Origin of the sequence: Sphingobium rhizovicinum, from assembly GCF_042647625.1 — a bacterium.
Taxonomy (GTDB): domain Bacteria; phylum Pseudomonadota; class Alphaproteobacteria; order Sphingomonadales; family Sphingomonadaceae; genus Sphingobium; species Sphingobium rhizovicinum.
The window spans coordinates 411,244-424,353 of the sequence record NZ_JBHRVU010000004.1; the positions used below are offsets into that span (position 1 = coordinate 411,244).

11 protein-coding genes are annotated in these 13,110 nt (G+C 66.1%); 6 read left to right on the forward strand and 5 right to left on the reverse strand.

Annotated elements, in window-relative coordinates; genetic code table 11:
• Window positions 1–124: 124 nt before the first annotated feature.
• The 4 genes from ACFOKF_RS03345 (at window position 125) to ACFOKF_RS03360 (ending at window position 5,913) form a co-directional block, all read left to right on the forward strand.
• Complete coding sequence (locus ACFOKF_RS03345) at window positions 125–2,419, forward strand: CDC48 family AAA ATPase (RefSeq protein ID WP_449325389.1); 2,295 nt, start codon at window positions 125–127, stop codon at window positions 2,417–2,419.
• Window positions 2,420–2,563: 144 nt separating this feature from the next.
• A complete protein-coding gene (locus tag ACFOKF_RS03350) occupies window positions 2,564–3,208 on the forward strand; it encodes a class I SAM-dependent methyltransferase (protein WP_380793147.1) in 645 nt (214 codons plus the stop codon).
• A 106-nt stretch (window positions 3,209–3,314) separates the two neighbouring features.
• Window positions 3,315–4,415: a helix-turn-helix transcriptional regulator gene (locus tag ACFOKF_RS03355; protein ID WP_380793149.1), complete on the forward strand. Its 1,101-nt coding sequence runs from the start codon at window positions 3,315–3,317 to the stop codon at window positions 4,413–4,415.
• A 232-nt stretch (window positions 4,416–4,647) separates the two neighbouring features.
• Entirely contained in the window at window positions 4,648–5,913 is a 1,266-nt protein-coding gene (locus ACFOKF_RS03360) for a glutamate-5-semialdehyde dehydrogenase (protein WP_380793151.1), read from the forward strand.
• Window positions 5,914–6,020: 107 nt separating this feature from the next.
• Here the strand turns inward: ACFOKF_RS03360 and kdsA are convergent, their stop codons facing one another.
• Window positions 6,021–6,848 (reverse strand): 3-deoxy-8-phosphooctulonate synthase, encoded by an 828-nt coding sequence (gene kdsA / locus ACFOKF_RS03365; RefSeq protein WP_380793153.1) that lies wholly within the window; start codon window positions 6,846–6,848, stop codon window positions 6,021–6,023.
• Between the two features lie 5 nt (window positions 6,849–6,853).
• Window positions 6,854–7,147, reverse strand: coding sequence for a hypothetical protein (locus ACFOKF_RS03370; protein ID WP_380793155.1), 294 nt, complete (start codon window positions 7,145–7,147; stop codon window positions 6,854–6,856).
• A gap of 21 nt (window positions 7,148–7,168) precedes the next feature.
• Here ACFOKF_RS03370 and ACFOKF_RS03375 point away from each other — a divergent pair, with 21 nt between their 5' ends.
• Both ACFOKF_RS03375 and ACFOKF_RS03380 read left to right on the forward strand, forming a co-directional pair.
• Window positions 7,169–8,293, forward strand: a complete 1,125-nt coding sequence (locus ACFOKF_RS03375) for a hypothetical protein (protein ID WP_380793157.1) — start codon at window positions 7,169–7,171, stop codon at window positions 8,291–8,293.
• Window positions 8,290–9,660, forward strand: coding sequence for a cytochrome P450 (locus ACFOKF_RS03380; RefSeq protein WP_380793159.1), 1,371 nt, complete (start codon window positions 8,290–8,292; stop codon window positions 9,658–9,660). The genes ACFOKF_RS03375 and ACFOKF_RS03380 overlap by 4 nt, the downstream gene beginning before the upstream one ends.
• Before the next feature lies 1 nt (window position 9,661).
• On the opposite strand, the gene ACFOKF_RS03385 is transcribed toward ACFOKF_RS03380, so the two are convergent.
• From ACFOKF_RS03385 to ACFOKF_RS03395, 3 genes are read right to left on the reverse strand one after another with little or no spacing between them, the layout of a single operon-like run.
• The gene (locus ACFOKF_RS03385) at window positions 9,662–9,844 is read right to left on the reverse strand and encodes a hypothetical protein (RefSeq protein WP_380793161.1); all 183 of its coding nucleotides are present in this window, start codon (window positions 9,842–9,844) and stop codon (window positions 9,662–9,664) included.
• Complete coding sequence (locus ACFOKF_RS03390) at window positions 9,841–10,731, reverse strand: transglutaminase family protein (RefSeq protein ID WP_380793163.1); 891 nt, start codon at window positions 10,729–10,731, stop codon at window positions 9,841–9,843. Before ACFOKF_RS03390 ends, ACFOKF_RS03385 begins: the two co-directional genes overlap by 4 nt.
• Complete coding sequence (locus ACFOKF_RS03395; RefSeq protein WP_380797632.1) at window positions 10,728–13,094, reverse strand: circularly permuted type 2 ATP-grasp protein; 2,367 nt, start codon at window positions 13,092–13,094, stop codon at window positions 10,728–10,730. The genes ACFOKF_RS03390 and ACFOKF_RS03395 overlap by 4 nt, the downstream gene beginning before the upstream one ends.
• Window positions 13,095–13,110: the final 16 nt, after the last annotated feature.

Sequence of the window (13,110 nt, forward strand, 5' to 3'; positions counted from 1 at the left end):
AAAACTTTCAGGCTGGCCTTCGGGCTGGCCTTTTTTTTGTGCCGTCCCGTCGCGGGCGCGCCCCCTTTCCCCGGCCGCCTGCGTTTCCTATCTCGTTACGGAAGGACAAGGACGGGGATTGCTCGTGGCCGATCAGGAAAGAACAGGACGCAGGATACAGGTCGCCAATGCGCGCCCGGAGGATGCAGGGCGCGGTCTTGCGCGATTGCCGCTGGCGGTGATGGCCGAATTGCAGCTGGCCGAAGGCGAGGTGATCGAGATTGCCGGCAAGCGGCCGACCCCGGCGCGGGTGGTGCGCCCCTATAAGGAAGATGAAGGGCTGGACGTGTTGCGCCTGGATGGTTTGCAGCGCGCCAATGCCGGTGTCGGATCGGGCGACTTCGTTCAGATCGCAAAAGTCGAATCGCGTCCCGCCCAGCGCGTGGTGTTCGCGCCTGCACAAAATAACCTGCGGCTTCAGGGCAATCCCGAAGCGTTGAAGCGCGTTTTCTTTCAGCGGCCGCTGACCGCAGGCGATATTGTCGCGACCGCCGGCCAGCAACAGGTGCCGCCCGGCGACATGCCGCCCCAATTGCGCCAGATGCTGGCCGCGCCCGCCTATGCGCTTCAGGAAATTCGTCTGGTCGTGGTGTCGACCACGCCCAAGGGCATCGTCCATATCGACGCGGAAACCGAAGTCGAACTGCGCGCCGAATATGAGGAGCCGCGCGAATCGCGCCGCGCCGACGTGACCTATGACGATGTCGGCGGCATGGCCGAGGCGATCGACCAGCTGCGCGAAATGGTCGAACTACCGCTGCGCTATCCCGAATTGTTCGAACGGCTGGGGGTCGATCCGCCCAAGGGCGTGCTGCTGCACGGATCGCCGGGCACGGGCAAGACCCGGCTGGCCCGCGCCGTCGCCAATGAATCGGACGCCGAATTTTTCCTGATCAATGGGCCGGAGATCATGGGATCGGCCTATGGCGAATCGGAAAAGCAGCTGCGCGAGATTTTCGAGGCGGCGGCCAAGTCCGCACCGTCGATCCTGTTCATCGACGAAATCGATTCGATCGCGCCCAAACGCGGCAATGTGACCGGCGAGACGGAAAAGCGGCTGGTCGCCCAGTTGCTGACGCTGATGGACGGGCTGGAGCCGCGCACCAATCTGGTGGTGATCGCCGCGACCAACCGACCCGAAGCGATTGATGAGGCGCTGCGCCGGCCCGGCCGGTTCGACCGCGAAATCGTGGTCGGCGTGCCGGACGAGCGCGGCCGGCGCGAGATATTGGGCATCCACACCCGCGGCATGCCGCTGGGCGACAAGGTCGACCTCGCCGAACTCGCCCGCATGACCTACGGCTTTGTCGGCGCGGATCTGGCGGCGCTGACCCGCGAAGCGGCGATCGAGACGGTGCGCCGCTTCATGCCGCGCCTCAATCTGGAAGAAGGGACGATCCCGGCCGACGTGCTGGAGGAATTGTCCGTCACGCGGGAGGATTTTCTGTCCGCGATCAAGCGGGTCCAGCCATCGGCCATGCGCGAAGTGATGGTGCAGGCGCCCAATATCGGCTGGGCCGACATTGGCGGGCTGGACGACGCGCAGATGCGCCTGAAGGAAGGGGTGGAGCTGCCGCTCAAGGATCCCGACGCCTTCCGTCGCATCGGCATCCGCCCGGCCAAGGGCTTCCTGCTCTATGGCCCGCCCGGCACCGGCAAGACCTTGCTGGCCAAGGCGGTCGCGCGAGAGGCGCAGGCGAATTTCATCGCCACCAAATCGAGCGACCTGCTGTCCAAATGGTATGGCGAAAGCGAACAGCAGATCGCCCGCCTGTTCGCCCGCGCGCGGCAGGTGGCCCCCACCGTCATCTTCATCGACGAACTGGACAGTCTGGTCCCCGCGCGCGGCGGCGGGCTTGGCGAACCGGCCGTGACGGAGCGGGTGGTGAACACCATATTGGCCGAGATGGACGGGCTGGAGGAATTGCAGTCGGTGGTCGTCATCGGCGCGACCAACCGGCCGACGCTGATCGATCCGGCCTTGCTGCGGCCCGGCCGCTTCGATGAGCTGATCTATGTCCCGGTGCCCGATCAGGCGGGGCGCAAGCGCATCCTGTCCATCCACACCGGCAAGATGCCGCTGGCCGACGATGTCGATCTCGATGTGCTGGCGGAACGGACCGAGCGTTTCACCGGCGCCGACCTAGAGGATCTGGTCCGCCGCGCCGGTCTGGTGGCGCTGCGCCAGTCGCTGAACGTCGACAAGGTGACGCAGGCCCATTTCGACGTCGCGCTGGAGGAAACGCGCGCATCGGTGACGCCGGACATGGAGCGCGAATATGAACAGATCCAGTCGCAGCTGAAGCAACGCGCGATGCAGGTCGACCCGATCGGCTTCGTATCGCCCGGCATGCTGCGTCCGCGCGATTCCGCCCAATAGGCTGTCCGATGATCAAGAACGCGGCGATGCCGGAAATGAACTCGGCCGGCTTCGCCGCGTTTATGACAGGTGCGTTGCGAAGCCGCTTGCCAGCGAGCGCGGGATTTGCAAGGCCGTGCGGACAGTTCAGACAGGCGAGTGTTAATGGCCTCCATTCCGGTGAAGAAGACCAAGGGCAAGGGTGAGAAAGGCGGCGTTCGATCCTTTTTCAGCCAGTGGAGGATGTTTTTCCGGCAGTTCGTCAAACATCCCGGCATGATCGGATCGGTCATTCCCTCCTCCGCGACGCTGGTCGATCGGATGCTGGATCAGGTGGACTGGCGCAATACCCGGCTATTCGTGGAATATGGTCCGGGCGTGGGCACCTTCACCCGGCCCATTCTCGATCGGCTGCCGGCGGACGCCACCCTGCTGGCGATCGACGTAAACCTTGATTTCGTCGCCTATCTGGAGGCGGAGATTGATGACCCCCGTCTGCGGGTGGTGCATGGATCGGCGGCCGATGTGCGCCGCTTCATCAAGGAAGCGGGTCATTATCAGGCCGATTATGTCCTGTCGGGCATACCCTTCTCCACTTTGCCCGATGGCGTGGGCGCGGCCATTTGCGCCGAAACCCGCACCGCGCTGCGGTCGGGCGGCGCGTTCCTGATCTATCAATATTCGCGCTATGTCTGTCGGATGCTGACGCCGGTGTTCGAAGATGTCAGCGACTCGCTGGAATGGCGCAACATCCCCCCGTGCCGCATGATTCGCGCGGTGAAGCAGGAAGCGCTGGCGCAGGCGGCCTGATCCTTGATGCAGATCAGGATAAAGGGGTGGTAACAAGCCGGAAACCACATGGCGTTTGACTTCCCATGCCCTTGCGATAACGCCGAAGCGGGCAAGGGGGAATGGGATGGCGACTTCCGCCAGCAACGCAGGCAACTGGGCTGACATTTTCCTTTCCGCCGCGCTGGAACCGGAAAAATGGGATGACGCGCTTCGGGCGATGGCGGAGGCGACGGGGTCGCGCCATGGCCAGATGATCGGTTTTGGCGCCAGCGCTGCGTCCTTCAACTGGATCAGCGACATTGATGAGAGTATCCTCACCAAATCGGCCATGATCGATCAGGGCGCGCCCGATCTCAATTTCCGCGTTGCCGCCGATCGCCTGCCCGATCGGCCGGCGATCGTGCATGAGGCGCATTATGACATTGCCCGTCAGTCGCTGCGCGCCGACGATTATCTCGACCTCTGTTCCGATTTCGACATTTTCAATGGTTGTCAGGCCAAGCTGACCGCCGGCCAGGATCATATGATCGGCCTGGCGTTGCTGCGCGACAGCAAGGATGGCCGCACCACGCAGGACCAGCGCGATCTGTTCGCCGATATTGCCGGGCACGCCCGCACCGCCGTCCGCTTGCAGCAGGCGATCGAGAAACAGGGTTTTGCCCTGCTGGCGGGCACGTTCGAATCGATGGAGCGGGCCTGCTGGCTGCTCGATGCGACCGGACGGGTCGGCGGCATGACCCCGCGCGCCGAAGCCCTGCTCTCGTCCAGCCGCATCAGGCTGAGCGATGGCTGGCTGGCCAGCGACCGGGCGGATGAAACGCGCGCCATCCTGCGCGCTGTGCGCACCATCGTCGATCCGCCGGCGCGTGCGGCCGATCCGGTCGCGCTGGCGGAGGCCGATGGCGGTGTTGGCATCATGCTGGAATTTTATCCGCTGCCGGTCGCGCCCTGGGCCTTGCCCTTCGCGCCGCGCGCCATCGTCATCGCCCGGGTCGGGGCGGCCAGCGACCGGCATGTGCAGATGCTCACCCGCACGTTCCGCCTGACCCCGGCCGAAGCGGACATTGCGATCCGGCTGGCGGCGGGCCAGTCGCGGGCGGACATTGCGGCCGCGCGCGGCGTCTCCACCGAAACGCTCAAGGCGCAATTGCGCAGCATCTATGAAAAGACCGGCTGCAACCGGGAATCCCAGCTGGTGCGCATCGTAGGCCTGATCAGCCACTGAATTTTCAGTTTTTTCGCCTGTTTCAAAGGCTCTACCCCTTATGGGGTATGTGGCCGACGCGCCGGACGACTAGGAAGGGGACCGAGGCAGGTTCCCTGCCCGCTGGCGGTCGGATCATTATGCGACCCATGGTTCGGCCGCCAGCACCAATCCCCATAATCATTCTGCGCAATCTTTCGCCCGGCCGGCCATTCATGCTAAGCCGCCGCCCGATTGGATGGCGAGACACGTGATGAATGACCTGACCCAGACCCCCGAAATGCTGATTGCGACGCTGGGCGCGCGTGCGCGCCGCGCCGCAAGCATCATCGCTCAGGCGAGCGATGCGCAGAAGGCGGACGCGCTGCGCCGCGCGGCGCAGGCGCTGCGGGATCAGGCACCAGCCATCCTTGCCGCCAATGCCCGCGACATGGAAAATGCCGCCGCCAACGGCCTGTCGCCCGCCATGCTCGACCGGCTGAAGCTGGATGAGGACCGGATTGCCGGTGCCGCCGCCGGGGTGGAGCAGGTCGCCAGCCTCGACAATCCGCTGGGCAGCGTGATCGATACCGTCGTGCGGCCCAACGGGCTGGAACTGTCGCGCGTGCGCGTGCCGCTGGGCGTGATCGGCATCATCTATGAAAGCCGGCCCAATGTGACGGCGGACGCCGCAGCCCTCTGCCTGCGCGCGGGCAATGCCGTCATCCTGCGCGGCGGCAGCGAGGCGAAGGAAAGCAACCGCGCCATTCATGCCGCCATGGTCGAAGGGATCGTCGCCGCCGGCCTGCCCTCCGAAGCGGTGCAACTGGTCCCCACCACCGATCGCGCGGCGGTCGGCGCGCTGCTGAAGGCGGCCGAATTTGTCGACCTGATCGTGCCGCGCGGCGGCAAGAGCCTGGTCGCGCGCGTGCAGGAAGAAGCGCGCGTGCCCGTGCTCGCCCATCTGGACGGCATCAATCACAGCTATGTCGACGGCGCGGCGGACCCGGCCATGGCGCAAAGCCTGGTGGTCAATGCCAAGATGCGCCGCACCGGCATTTGCGGATCGACCGAAACGGTGCTGATCGATCGCGCCTATCCCAGCGCCGGCGCGCTGGTGCAGGCATTGCTGGACGCCAAATGCGAAGTGCGCGGCGATGAGGCGGTGCAGGCGATGGACGCGCGGGTCATCGCCGCCAGCGACGAGGATTGGGACACCGAATATCTCGACGCGATCGTGTCGGTCCGGCTGGTCGACGGCGTGGAGGAGGCGATCGCCCATATCGACGTGCATGCCAGCCATCATACCGATGCGATCATCACCGACGATGCGGCGGTGGCGGAGCATTTCCTGAACGCCGTCGACAGCGCGATCGTGATGTGGAACGCCTCCACCCAGTTTGCCGATGGCGGCGAATTCGGGCTGGGCGCGGAAATCGGCATTTCGACCGGGCGGCTTCATGCGCGCGGGCCGGTCGCGCTGGAAGGGCTGACCACCTATAAATGGATCGTGCGCGGCACCGGCCAGACGCGGCCGTAATCATATGGGGCGTGCTCCTGCGAAGGCAGGAGCCCAGAGTCGAACGATATGCGTCGAACGATATGCCCTGCATCCTGCGTTCCTGCTTTCGCAGGAGCGCGGCATGATCAGTTCTTCACCACCTGATCAATCGCGCGCAGCGTCTTGAGCATCGGCGCGACCCAGGTCAGCGGCAGCATCACCGGCCCGTCGGACGGCGCATTGTCGGGATCGTCATGCGCTTCGGCAAAGATCGCCGCGACCCCCGCCGCCACCGCGCTGCGCGCCAGCAGCGGCGCGAACTCGCGCTGCCCGCCCGATGCGGTGCCAAGACCGCCGGGCTGCTGCACCGAATGGGTGGCGTCGAAGATCACCGGATAGCCGGTCTGCGCCATGGTCGGCAGCGCGCGCATGTCGCTGACCAGCGTGTTATAGCCGAAGCTCGCGCCCCGCTCCGTCAGCAATATGCGCTCGTTTCCGGTCGATGCGACCTTCTGCGCCACCGCCGCCATGTCCCAGGGGGCCAGAAACTGCCCCTTCTTGACGTTGATGACCGCGCCGGTCCTGCCTGCCGCGACCAGCAGGTCGGTCTGGCGGCAGAGGAAGGCCGGGATCTGGAGAATGTCCACCGCCTGCGCCGCGGCCTCCACCTGTTCCGGCCCATGAATGTCGGTCAGCACCGGGCAGCCCAGCGTCGCCTTCACATCGGCCAGGATCGCCAGCCCGGCATCGATGCCGACGCCGCGCCGGCCCGACACCGATGTCCGGTTCGCCTTGTCGAAGCTGCTCTTGAAGATGAAGGGCACCCCGGCATCCGCCGCCGCCTTCGCCAGCGCGTCCGCCATGAACAGCGCATGGTCGCGGCTTTCGATCTGGCAGGGGCCGGAAATCAGGACGAAGGGCAGGTCGTTGCCGAAGGTGATCGGGCCGACCTTCACATGCTTGGGATCGCTCATGCCGCTCACTTGGGCGCTTTGGCGAAGCGGCGCAACAATTGCCCGCGCCACAACCCCTTGCCCGGATGATAATTCCAGCAGAACCAGCCGAAGGTGAGGCAGGCGAGCAGGGCGGGCAATGCCATGGGATCGCCGTTCGATTTCATATGCCGGTAAAAATGCAGGTCGGCGCGCCACCGGTCTCGCTCGCCGCCGCCGCCATTGATGCCGTACATATTGTCATGTTTCCGGCAACCGACATTGCGGTTGTACTTACGGTGGTCGATGAAATAGCAGTAATCGCGTTCGGGCGTGTTCATGCGCCGATTAGGGCGGGGGCCGTGGAAAAGTTCAAGCGTAAAGTCTTCTACCTCGGCGGTTTCGATCCGCGCGGCGTGCGATTCTATCATCAGCTCTATCGCGAACAGGCGGCGCGCCATGCCGCGCTGACGAGGCAGGCGCTGACCGTGAGCGCCCGGCGCGCCGGCCCGGCCTCCTCCGCGATCTGGACCATCGACAATCCGCAGGCCGGGGTCGAGACGGACTATGAGTATCTGCGCTGGGAGGATCTGGTCGGAAAGGTGTGGATTCGCAATCCGCTGATCCTGGCCTGGCGCTCCATCGCCACCTATGTCGGCCATGCCCGCTTCATGCAGTTTGCGCGGATGAAGCGGCTGCGGCCCGGCCCGGTGCTGACGATCTGCTACCCGCCCGTCCTGGCGGTGATGATCCCGCTGCTCTTCGCGCTGATCCCCGCGCTGGCGCTGTCGATCCTGCTGCCCTTCTGGGCGGCGGCGCTGGTCGGCATCGGGGTGAGCGCGCTGTTTTCGGGCAAATGGCTGACGAAGCTGGTGGTGCCCTGGCTGTTGCGCTTCACTTATTATCATCACGGGCTGGCGGCGAACGGGCCGGGGCCGGAACTGGACGCGCGGCTGGACCTGTTTGCGCAGCGCATCGTGGCGGAGATGGACGGGCCGTGGGACGAAGTGCTGCTCGTCACCCATAGCGCCGGCACGATCCTGGGCATGTCGCTGATGCGGCGCATCTTCGCCCTGCGCGGCGATACGCTGCCGGATCATTTCGCGATGATCGGGCTGGGGCAGGTGGTGCCGGTGATTGCGCTGCGCACCGACGCGGGCTGGTATCATGCCGATCTCGCCGCGCTGGCCGACAAGCCTTTCCGCTATGTCGACCTGTCCTATCCGCCCGACGGCGCCGCCTATTTCAACGTCAATCCACTGACCCTTGTCAGCGATCGCTGTGCGGCGCGGGTCGACATGCTCTCGCCGCGCTTCCACCTCTTCTACCGGCCGGAAAATCATCATAGCGGCTGGTCGAACAAATATGAGGCGCATTTCGACTATCTGCGGGTGGGGGACCATCTGTCGCCGGTCGATTTCGTCAGCCTGACCGCGGGTCGCAACCGCCTTGACGAGTCCATCGCCGCCTTCAGGACGATCCCATGACCGATCCGCTCTTCACCCCGCCTTTCCCGCAGCCCACGCGCAACAAGCGCACGATGATGCGGCGCTTCTTCATCGGCTGGCACAGCTGGATCCATGTGCTGTTCGAAAGAAGCTATACGATGAAGATGGGCGAGGTGCGCGGGCGCGGCCAGACCATGTATATCGCCAACGAATTGCCGCTGGTGGACCGCATCCTGAAGGGCGGGACCGAATTTCCCAAGCATAGCGAACTGGTGAAGGGGCTCTGGCCGCTGATCGGCAACAGCGTTTTTTCCGCCAATGGCGAGGATTGGGAAAATCAGCGGGCGATGGTCAACCCGGCCTTCGCCCATACCGCGCTCGCCAAGTCGATGCCGATGATGGCGGCGGCGGCCGACGCCTTTCTGGAGCGGATCGACACCGCCGATCGCACCAGGCCATTCGACGTCGATCCGATGATGACGCATGTGGCCGCCGACATCATCTTTCGCACGCTCTTTTCTCAGACGCTGGATCTGGAGCGGTCGGCGATCATCCACAAGGCGTTCGGCCGGTTCCAGCGCCTGTCCCATTCCGCTTCGATGCTGGGCCTCTATGGCCTGCCCAGTCGCTGGTTCGAAAAGCGATCGGCCCGGCCTGCCGATGCGATCCGCGATGTGTTCCGGCCGATCGTGACGGCGCGTTTCGATGCCTTCCATGCCGGCGACCCGGCGCAGCACAAGGATATTCTCCAGTCGCTGGTAGAGGCGAAGCACCCGGAAACCGGCGCGCATTTCACGCTCAAGGAATTGATGGACCAGGTGGCGACCATCTTTCTGGCCGGGCATGAAACATCGGCCAGCACCATGACATGGGCGCTTTATCTGTTGTCGGAATGCGCCCATATTCAGGACCGGGCGCGAGCGGAAGTGGCGCAGATCGCGGGCGATCATCCCTTCACCGCCGCGATGCTGAAGGACATGCATGTCGTGCGCAACATATTCAAGGAAACGCTGCGCCTCTATCCGCCGCTCGCCTTCTTCCCGCGCGAAGTCCCCTGTCCGATGCAGATGCGTGACAAGCAGCTGGAACAGGGCGCGATGCTGGTCGTCGCCCCCTGGCTGACCCAGCGCAACAAGGATAATTGGGCCTGCCCCCATAGTTTCGATCCCGATCGGTTCGCCGACCCGGCCAATGCGGACATGGCGAAACAGGCCTGGTTCCCCTTCAGCCGGGGACCGCGCGTCTGCGTCGGCGCGGGCTTTGCCCAGCAGGAGGTGATGACGGTGATTGCGGCGGTGGTGCGCCGTTACCGGATCCGCGTGAAGCCGGGCTTCAAGCCCGAACCAATCAGCCGCCTGACGGTGCGCCCGCGCAAAGGCATGATGCTGATGTTCGAACGGGTGTAGATCAGCGCGCCGCCGTTCCCGCCGGCACCGTGACCTGCACCTGCGTCGGGATCGGCGCGGCCATGATCGCGATGCCGCTCACCAGCCCCAACGCGCCCCAGATCCAGCGTTTCGCGCGCAAATCCATGACGCCGCGCCCCAGACAATAGAGCCCGGCCAGCACCAGGATGATGGCGGTAATCATGCAACTTCCTCTTCTTCGGGGGCGACGTCGACCATGACCTGCAGGCTCTGGCCGGTGCCGCCGACGAACAGCCCGTCCATCGGCGCGACGTCGGCATAGTCGCGGCCCATGGCGATGAACAGATGCCCGTCGCCAGTAATGCAGCCATTGGTGGGATCGAAACCGATCCAGCCGCGCGTCGGCCCGCACCATAGCATCACCCAGGCATGCATCGCGTCCGCGCCGACCAGTCGGGGCATGCCGGGCGGGGGCAGGGTGCGGAGGTATCCGCTGACATAGGCGGCGGGCAGGCCGGCAAGGCGCAGCGCGACCACCATGACATGGGCGAAATCCTGGCACACGCCATGGCGCGCGGCAAAGGCGTCGGCGACCGGCGTGCCTGCATCGGTGACGCCGGGCTGATAGGCGAACTCCGCCTGAATGCGCAGCGCCAGTTCCAGCGCGGCGGCGACGATCGGCCGGTCGGGGGCCAGCGCGTCGCCCACCCATTGCCCGATCTGCGCCAGCATCGGCGCGCGCGCGGAGGCATAGAGATAATGGGCCGGGGCCGATGGTCCCATCGCCCGGTCGATCAGCGCGGCGGTGGCCACCGCGCCGATGGTGGGATCATCCGCTTGCGGTTCGATTACGCCGCCCTGCACCCCGGCGCGAAACCGGCTTTCGATCGTCAGTTCACGGATCGGGCTTTCGATCACCAGCCGCGATACCTGCACCGGCCAGGCGGCAGGGCGCGATTCGATGATCGACGGGGCGGGATCGACCTCCAGCACATGGTCGGACGTCCATTGTCCCGGCCATGGTGCCGGCTTCAGCCGCAGGTTGAAGCGGGCGACGCGGACGGGCGCGGCGTAACGCAATATGGTGCGGTGGCGGACATGGTAGATCATGACAGCAGGTCCGCATTTTCCGTTTTGTGGAGTTGCAGGAAGTAACGCTGGCCGATGGCGTCGGACAGGGCGAACAGCCGGCTTTCGGCATCGGCAATATCCGCCATGGTCAGCATGTCGCCGGTCAGCGGGGCCAGCCGCGCCACCAGCGCGTCCGCCAGCCGCCGGGGCTCTTCCGGCATGCCGTCGGCGCGCAGCGTGGGCAGGGCGGCGACATGCTCGGCCAGCCGCTGCGCCTGATAGGCGATGGCGCGCGGGTTGTATGGCTCCAGCGCCAGCAGGTCGCGCACCGGCGGCAGCGCCGGATCGGTCAGATAGCGGGTGCGATAGCTGATCTGGCTGTCCATCAGGTCCAGCAGCACGGTCAGGTCGTCGGCCGACGCCTGATCGCCGCCGAACAGGGCGATCAGGCGACAGCCATTGACCGCGCGCTCCATGCGGCGGCCCATGTCGTGGAAGCGCCACCCCTCCGTCCGCCCCATATTTTCCGCCGCCAGCCCCGCCAGCGCGGAAATCCGCTCGATCATGCGGGCGGAGGCGTCGAGCAATGTTTCCGTCACCGCGCCGTCGAAGGTCGGCAAGGGCAGGCGCACCAGCCGCCAGAAATCGCTCGCCAGCCGATCGCGCAGCCCTTCGCCGATATTGGCGACCACGGCCATCAGCGCGCGGACGCTGCCGGGCTGACGCGCCTCGCCCAGCGCCGTCGCGCACAGCGGGCCGACCGCCGACCCGCTGCCGGGCACCGCGCCCCATTGCACCAGCTGATCGACCAGCCGGGCCATGGTGGGCGAATCGAGCGAGGAGCCGAGGTCGGCTTCGATCGATCCACCGGCGATCGCGCGGATCAGGCGCAGCGTCATTTCCGCGCGCTCGATATAGCGGCCCAGCCAGAAGAGATTGTCCGCCGCCTTGGCTGGCAGCATGCCGCCGACCCGCCGGATTGCCGGCGCGCCCGATCCCAGCAGCGTGTCGGGCGGCACGGGCTTTGCGTCGACCACGCACATGTCGGCGGACATATCCGCCTGTCCCATCAGCGCGGCGCGAATGTCGCCATGGCCCGCAAGTCGACCAAAGCCGCCGGGCATCACCCGCCATTGCCCCGCGCCATCGCGCGCGACGAAGACGCGCAGGGTGAAGGGCAGGGGGGCGAGGCGACCGTCGATCACCGCCGGGGCGGTCGACAGCTTCACCACCTCCTGCCCGACATAGTCCATCGGCCGCTTCGCCATTGCCGCCAGCAATGCCTTGCGCTGCGCTGCGTTCATCGATGCGCCCGGCGTGAAATGCGCGTCGGGCAGGCCGATGACGTCCTGATCGAAGGCGGAGCCGATCACCAGATCGTCCAGCCGCGCGCGGACATGGTCGCGCTCGCGCGGCTGGCCGCACCACCAGGTCGCGATATTGGGCAGGATCAGGTCCTGCCCCAGCACCGCCTTGGCCAGTTGCGGCAGGAAGGCGGCAAAGGCGCGCGATTCGATCACGCCCGCGCCCGGCCAGTTGCCGACCATCAGCCCGCCGCGCGCGCAGGCGTCATACAGGTCGGGCACGCCGATCCGCGACTTGCTGTCGAAAGCGAGCGGATCGAGGAAGCGGCTGTCCATCCAGCGCCACAGGCCGTCGATGCGCTTGAGGCCCTGAATGGTGCGCACGAACAGCCGTCCGTCCGACACGATCAGATCGTCGCCCTCGACCAGCAACAGCCCGAGATAGCGGGCGAGATGCGCCTGTTCGGCATAGCTCTGGTTGAAGCGGCCGGGCGTCAACAGGCCGATGCGCGGATCGGACCGGGCGCAGTCGACGGCGAGGCCCCGGCGCAGGTCAGCGAAGAAGGGGGCGAGGCGACGGGCGTTCATCGCGCCCAGCAGGTCGCCGGTGGCGCGGGAGAGGGCCAGCCGGTTTTCCAGCGCATAACCCATGCCGACGGGCGTGCGCACCCGATCCGCCAGCACCCGCCATTCGCCTGCCGGGCCGCGGCCGATGTCGGCGGCATAGAAATGGAGGTGATGGCCGCGCGGCGGCGGTGTGCCGGTCATGACCCGCCAATAATGCGGGCTGCCGGTGACGATGCTTGCCGGCAGCTTGCCATCGCGCACCAGCGACTGGGTGGAATAGATATCGGCGATCACCCGTTCCAGCAGTTCGGCGCGCTGGGCAAGGCCGGTTTCGATATGCGCCCATTCGGTCGCGCCGATCAGCAGCGGAACGGGGCCGAGCGGCCAGGGCCGTTCCTGCTCATCCCCGGTCAGGCGGAAGGCCAGACCCAGATCGGCGGCCTGTCGCCCGACATGGTCGGCCAGCGTCGCCGGATCGCCCTTCGCCTGCGCAGACAGACGATCCAGCATCGCGCGCCAGTGCGCCGCCATGGCGGGCGCAGCGCCG

What these genes read in the sequence shown, in the direction of transcription:
- ACFOKF_RS03385 (WP_380793161.1), bottom strand. Translation starts at nt 9,844, where the DNA reads ATGATTACCGCCATCATCCTGGTGCTGGCCGGGCTCTATTGTCTGGGG.
- ACFOKF_RS03395 (WP_380797632.1), bottom strand. Translation starts at nt 13,094, where the DNA reads ATGGCGGCGCACTGGCGCGCGATGCTGGATCGTCTGTCTGCGCAGGCG.
- ACFOKF_RS03390 (WP_380793163.1), bottom strand. Translation starts at nt 10,731, where the DNA reads ATGATCTACCATGTCCGCCACCGCACCATATTGCGTTACGCCGCGCCC.
- ACFOKF_RS03380 (WP_380793159.1), top strand. Translation starts at nt 8,290, where the DNA reads ATGACCGATCCGCTCTTCACCCCGCCTTTCCCGCAGCCCACGCGCAAC.
- ACFOKF_RS03370 (WP_380793155.1), bottom strand. Translation starts at nt 7,147, where the DNA reads ATGAACACGCCCGAACGCGATTACTGCTATTTCATCGACCACCGTAAG.
- ACFOKF_RS03355 (WP_380793149.1), top strand. Translation starts at nt 3,315, where the DNA reads ATGGCGACTTCCGCCAGCAACGCAGGCAACTGGGCTGACATTTTCCTT.
- ACFOKF_RS03350 (WP_380793147.1), top strand. Translation starts at nt 2,564, where the DNA reads ATGGCCTCCATTCCGGTGAAGAAGACCAAGGGCAAGGGTGAGAAAGGC.
- ACFOKF_RS03360 (WP_380793151.1), top strand. Translation starts at nt 4,648, where the DNA reads ATGAATGACCTGACCCAGACCCCCGAAATGCTGATTGCGACGCTGGGC.
- kdsA (WP_380793153.1), bottom strand. Translation starts at nt 6,848, where the DNA reads ATGAGCGATCCCAAGCATGTGAAGGTCGGCCCGATCACCTTCGGCAAC.